Source organism: Microbacterium sp., from assembly GCF_029263575.1.
In the GTDB taxonomy this organism is placed as follows: Bacteria; Actinomycetota; Actinomycetes; order Actinomycetales; family Microbacteriaceae; genus Microbacterium.
Genome location: NZ_JAJUFV010000186.1, coordinates 1 through 5,262 on the forward strand (window position 1 = coordinate 1; position 5,262 = coordinate 5,262).

Here is a 5,262-nt window from a genome sequence, read left to right on the forward strand (position 1 = left end):
AGCCGGGATGCCCATCGGGGTCGACGTCGCTCAGTCGAAACCCCTCTCCCACGCACAGAATCTCGGATGCTTCGTCCGTCCAGCCTCGCTTGCCCATCTGCCTATCCTGTCGCCAGGGCGGCGTTTTGGCGAGCGTCAGAACTCGCCCAGCGCGACATCGACCTCCGCGTCGAGTTCGAGTGCCTCGAGCAGAGTCAGCAGCTGCCGCTCCTCGTACCGAAAATGGCTCTCCATGATCGCGGCGAGGCCTTCGAGGTGTCGCTCGAGCGTGGCCGGAGCAGACTGCGCATCGACAGCGGCCTGCAGTCCGCCGATCAGGTGCGCCATCATCGAGTGGTCCTGCTCGAGTTTGCGCAGCACCGGGGCGAGCTCGGGATGAGCGGCCTCGATCGCTGGAAAGAGCGTGCGGTCTTCGCTCCTATGGTGCCCGTCGAGCGCGGCGCAGAAGCCGTGACAGTAAAGCAGCAACTCGCGGGTTGCGCTGCCGACGGGCTGCCCCGCTGCCACAGCATCCCGGGTGACGCGAAGCGCCTCGCGCAGTCGAGCGTGCACCTGGCGCAACTCGACGCTCCACGCAATGAATCTCGTCGTCTCGCGCTCAGTCACGAGCGGACGAAGGGTGTGATCTGAACAGCATCAGTCTCCCTTGGTTCGGCGCCTCCATGCCTGACACCGTCTGCCACCGGCACGCGACGCTGACTCCAGGCTAACGCACGTCAGCGTTCCAGCGGCACCTCGATGAGCTGACGACCACCGGTCGGGGTCGTCAGCGCCTGGTCGAGAGCAGCGCGCGTGGTGACGCGCTGATAGTCCCAGCCGTACGCGAGAGCGATGTGCTCGAGCTGGACGGTGTGCGGCGTGAAGAAGGCGCGGTCCAGGTCTTCTCGCGGAGCAGACGCGGCGACCTCAAGCGAATCGAAGATCGTGCCGCCGCCGTCGTTGCCGACGATGACCTGCAAGCGCGGCGCCGGCTCATCGGGCGGCAGCAGCAGCGCCCCGACGTCGTGCAGAAAAGCGAGATCGCCCAGCAGCACGCGCGTGACTCCTGCGGCCCCCGTGGCCTGGCTGGCGAGAGCGATGCCGGTCGCCGTCGCGATGGTGCCGTCGATTCCCGCAAGCCCACGGTTCGAATGCACGGGCACCTTCTTGCCCCCCAGCACCGCATCGGCGACGCGCACGAGGCGTGACGATCCGAACATGAGTCGGTCGTGCGGCCATGTGGCCCGCCACACCGCGTCAGCGAGGAGCCTGCGATCGAGCGGGCGCCGCACCGCATCGAGTTCAGCGCGAACTGCGTCGCGCCGGGAGGCGAAGTCGGTCGAAAGCAGACCTTCCTGGTCGGGCGCGGCTTCGCTCAGATCGACGACGGACGCAGCGGATGCCTCGAGCCACGCCCCGAGCCACGCACGATCGGCGTCGCCGTCGGCGACGGTGACGGATGCCACGGCCACCGTGCGTCCGTTGAGATCGAGTTCCTCTCCCCCCGAGCGCACCGCGATGACATCGACATCGCGGCGGCTGAGCAGTGCGGTCACCTCACGGCTGAGGGTCGGATGCCCCAGCACGACCGCCCGCTCGATGCGTCCGCCGAGCGCGTCGTCGCGCAGCAGCTCACGGTAGCCGTGTACAACGTAACGGCCGAAACGTGAGCCGCTGACGATCTCGGCGATCAGCGGCCACGTGCCAGTGAAGCTGAGTTCCTCAGCGGCGGGGCCAGCATCGGCTCCGCCGATGACGATCGTGCGCGGACCGCGCTCGATCACGAGCGCATCGGCGCCGATGGCGGCGGGGGCCGGGCCCGGAGTCGCCGTATAGTCGTCGGGCAGCGCGCCGGACAGCGGCTCGCGCGAGGGAAGGTTCAGGTGCACGGGTCCGGCGATGGCGGGAAGGGTCGAGGGCGCGGCATCCGTCCCCATCGCGGCGGCAACAGCGCGCGCGGCGAGCCCGCCCCACTCGCCATCGCCGGGAACCGGGGCATCGATCGCCAGCCGCGCCCACGGGTCGAAGAGACCGGGCTGGACAGTCGCCTGATTCGCCCCGACTCCGCGCAGCTCAGGCGGTCGGTCGGCAGTCAGCAGCAACAGTGGAACGCCCGCGTGGAAGGCTTCCATAGCCGCAGGAAGGAGGTTCGCCGCCGCCGTGCCCGATGTGCAGATGACAGCCGCGGGCACCCGGCTCTCGCGTGCGAGCCCGAGCGCTGTGAACCCGGCGACGCGCTCATCGATGCGCACGTGCACCCGCAGCGCGCCGTCGCGAGCAAGCCTGGTCGCTGCCAGCGCAAGCGCCTGCGAACGAGAACCCGGTGAGATCACGACATCGGTGACGCCGGCTTCGACGAGTTCTGCGAGGAGGGATGCCGCGGCATCCGACGCCTCCGATGCGGTCATGAACGCGAGTCCGGGGCGGGGCCGTCGGTCTCGTCATCCAAACGCGCGAGTTCCTCTTCGAGCTTGCGGATGCGCTCGTCCTGGTCGGAGTTGCCGAGCGTGCGCAAAAACTCGGGGTTGTCGTCAGGAGCGATCTGCTGCACGCCGCCGCGGTCGAGGCGGCGGCGACCGATCACGAACCAGAGGATGCCGCCCAGCACAGGAATCAGCACGACGATCGCGATCCACGCGCCCTTGGGCACACCACGGTGCCGCGTCGCCGGCTGCACGGCGCAGTCGACGATGCTGAACACCCAGAAGGCGACGGCGAGGATAGCCCCGATGAACCAGACACGTGCCATGTTTCCAGTCTAAGCGGGTCAGCTGAGCGTGGCTCGGCTGTTACCGGGACGGGTCACGCGAGGCCACCGGGCACATAGACGCGACGGCGGGAGTCGAACCCGCAACACCATCAGGTATGAGCTGAAGCCCGGGGCCGCCCGGATCGCCGCGATGTCATCGACGTTACCTGTCCGTGATCATTCTGACCAGGGTTGCGACGGATATATCGCCAGACGACGCCGGATGACGTCATATCTCCCTCGCCTAAGCTGAAGAGGTGAAGATTCCCCCTCTCCTCGTGTATTCGGCGCTACGGCTGCTGGCGTTTCTCGTGCCGCTCGCGATCATGTGGCTCTTCTTCCCGATCATGCGCGAGTACTGGTGGCTGACGGCGATCTTCGCCGCTCTGATCGGCGTGAGCATCTCGTACCTCTTCTTGCGCAACCCGCTCTCGCGCGCGTCATCCGAGATGTATCAGCGCCGCGAGGCGCGTGACGACAAGCGTAAGAACAGCGTCGCCGCACAGGATGCCGATGCCGAGGACGCCGCGATCGACGACAGCGAAGGCGGTTCCTCGGCCCACGGCTGAGGCTCATCTGCATTACTGGAGCCGATTTAGTTAAGGCTCTTGCCATACCTTTCAAACGTGGCTACCGTGTGCCGTGAGAGGGCTCCCAGTGCCGTCAGGGAGCTTTCTTTTCCGACGGTTTCGACGAAGCAACCTGAAAGGACGTGCTTTTGCCCATGTCACACAGATCCCGATTCGTGGCGCTCCTCGCCGCCACCGCGAGCGCCATAGGTCTGGCGGTCGGCGCCGCGGCGCCAGCGACTGCCGACATCGCCCCGGGGGCGATTGCGCCCACAGAAGTCACCGGAAACAGCATCCCTCTCACTCTGAGCAACAATTCCGGTAAGGGGCCGGTCTACATCTACAACCTCGGCACGAACCTCGACACCGGCCAGATGGGCTGGGCTGATGCGCAGGGCATCTTCCACGCATGGCCGCACACCGGTGAAGTGCCGGTATCCGCACCGGATGCGTCGATCGCGACGCTCGCGCCCGGGCAGACGCAGACCATCACCATGCCCAAGCTCTCGGGCCGCATCTACTACTCCTACGGCGAGAAGCTCGACTTCAAGATCGTGCTCGATGGGCGTCTCGTCCAGCCCGCTGTGCATACCACCGGTGACCCGAACCGCGACAAGCTGCTCAACTGGACCGAGTACACCCTCAACGACGACGGGCTGTGGATCAACAGCACCCAGGTCGACTTCTTCTCGGCGCCTTACCAGGTCGGCATCAAAAAGCAGGACGGCTCGATCATCAGCACCGGCCGGCTCAAGGCCAACGCCTACGACGACTTCTTCAACAAGCTCGCCGCGCAACCCGGCTGGGAGGGCCTGATCCAGCGCAACAGTGCGGGCGAGATCATCCGCGCGCACTCCCCTGGACACGGTCTGTCCTCCGGCATGATCGACTCCAGCCTCATCGACGGCTACATCGACCAGGTGTGGAACCACTACCGCAACCAGGACATCACGATCACCCCGTTCGAACACGAGCCGCAGACGCAGTTCTTCGGTCGCGTCTCGGGTGACCGCTGGGTGTTCCGTGACACCACGGGCGCCGAGGTCGCCTCGTTCGCCAAGCCCAGCGCCGGGTCGGTGTACGGATGCGCCGGCGAGCTGTTCGCACCCAACGACCACGTCGTCGGACCGATCGCCCGCACCCTGTGCTCGGGCTTCATCCGCTCGACGCTGCTGGCCACATCGAACCTGCCGGCCGACAAGTCGCTGTACTACCAGAGCGGCGCCGTGAACCAGTACGCGAAGCTCGTGCACGAGGCCATGGCCAACGGCCGCGCCTACGCGTTCCCGTTCGATGACGTCGGAGCGCACGAATCGCTCGTGCACGACGGCAGCCCCGCCCAGGCGTACATCTCGCTTGATCCGTTCACCGGCGCTGCCGCACCGATCGGCGACGACTCCGGCACGAACGAGCCGGACCCCGACCCGGGTGACTCATCGCTGCCGGCGGGCACGGGTCCGATCAACGCATCGAACTACTGCCTCGACGTACCGTGGGGCGACATGACCTCGGGCGTCCAGGTGCAGCTGGCGAACTGCTACGGCAACGACGCCCAGACCTGGACCCGCAACAGCGACGGCACCATCCACATCGCCGACAAGTGCCTGGACGCGCGCTCATCCGGCACCACCAACGGCACCGTAGTGCAGCTGTGGGACTGCAACGGCACCGACGCCCAGAAGTGGTCGTACGACAGCGGTTCGAAGGCGATCAAGAACGCCGTGTCAGGGCTGTGCCTCGACGCATCCAACGGCGTGACCGACGGATCGCCGGTTCACCTGTGGCAGTGCCACGGTGAGTCCAACCAGCAGTGGACGCTCTGATCGTTCACGCCCGAGATTGACGAAAGCGGGGTGGAGCGCAAGTCATGCGCTACACCCCCCTTCACTAATTTGAATCGGCCCCCCTCAGCCCACCAACCCCCCGGACAGCGCACCCGCGGAGGCGAGGGCCGTGACAGAGGTC

5 protein-coding genes and 1 tRNA gene are annotated in these 5,262 nt (G+C 66.7%); 2 read left to right on the plus strand and 4 right to left on the minus strand.

The genetic code is table 11. The features are described from left to right. Nucleotides 1-135 precede the first annotated feature (135 nt). The 4 genes from Q1J95_RS14205 to Q1J95_RS14220 form a co-directional block, all read right to left on the minus strand. A complete protein-coding gene (locus Q1J95_RS14205; protein ID WP_300268697.1) occupies nucleotides 136-606 on the minus strand; it encodes a hemerythrin domain-containing protein in 471 nt (156 codons plus the stop codon). Nucleotides 607-716: 110 nt separating this feature from the next. Then, a complete protein-coding gene (gene menD, locus Q1J95_RS14210; RefSeq protein WP_300268699.1) occupies nucleotides 717-2,387 on the minus strand; it encodes a 2-succinyl-5-enolpyruvyl-6-hydroxy-3-cyclohexene-1-carboxylic-acid synthase in 1,671 nt (556 codons plus the stop codon). Next, nucleotides 2,384-2,728, minus strand: coding sequence for a PLD nuclease N-terminal domain-containing protein (locus Q1J95_RS14215; protein WP_300268702.1), 345 nt, complete (start codon nucleotides 2,726-2,728; stop codon nucleotides 2,384-2,386). The genes menD and Q1J95_RS14215 overlap by 4 nt, the downstream gene beginning before the upstream one ends. A gap of 78 nt (nucleotides 2,729-2,806) precedes the next feature. Beyond that, nucleotides 2,807-2,879: transfer RNA gene (locus tag Q1J95_RS14220), tRNA-Met, on the minus strand. 106 nt (nucleotides 2,880-2,985) lie between these two features. On the opposite strand from Q1J95_RS14220, the gene Q1J95_RS14225 reads away from it, so the two are divergent. Both Q1J95_RS14225 and Q1J95_RS14230 read left to right on the plus strand, forming a co-directional pair. Further along, nucleotides 2,986-3,297: a DUF4229 domain-containing protein gene (locus Q1J95_RS14225; protein ID WP_300268704.1), complete on the plus strand. Its 312-nt coding sequence runs from the start codon at nucleotides 2,986-2,988 to the stop codon at nucleotides 3,295-3,297. 155 nt (nucleotides 3,298-3,452) lie between these two features. Further along, nucleotides 3,453-5,120, plus strand: a complete 1,668-nt coding sequence (locus Q1J95_RS14230) for a beta-1,3-glucanase family protein (protein WP_300268706.1) — start codon at nucleotides 3,453-3,455, stop codon at nucleotides 5,118-5,120. The last annotated feature ends 142 nt before the right edge of the window (nucleotides 5,121-5,262 follow it).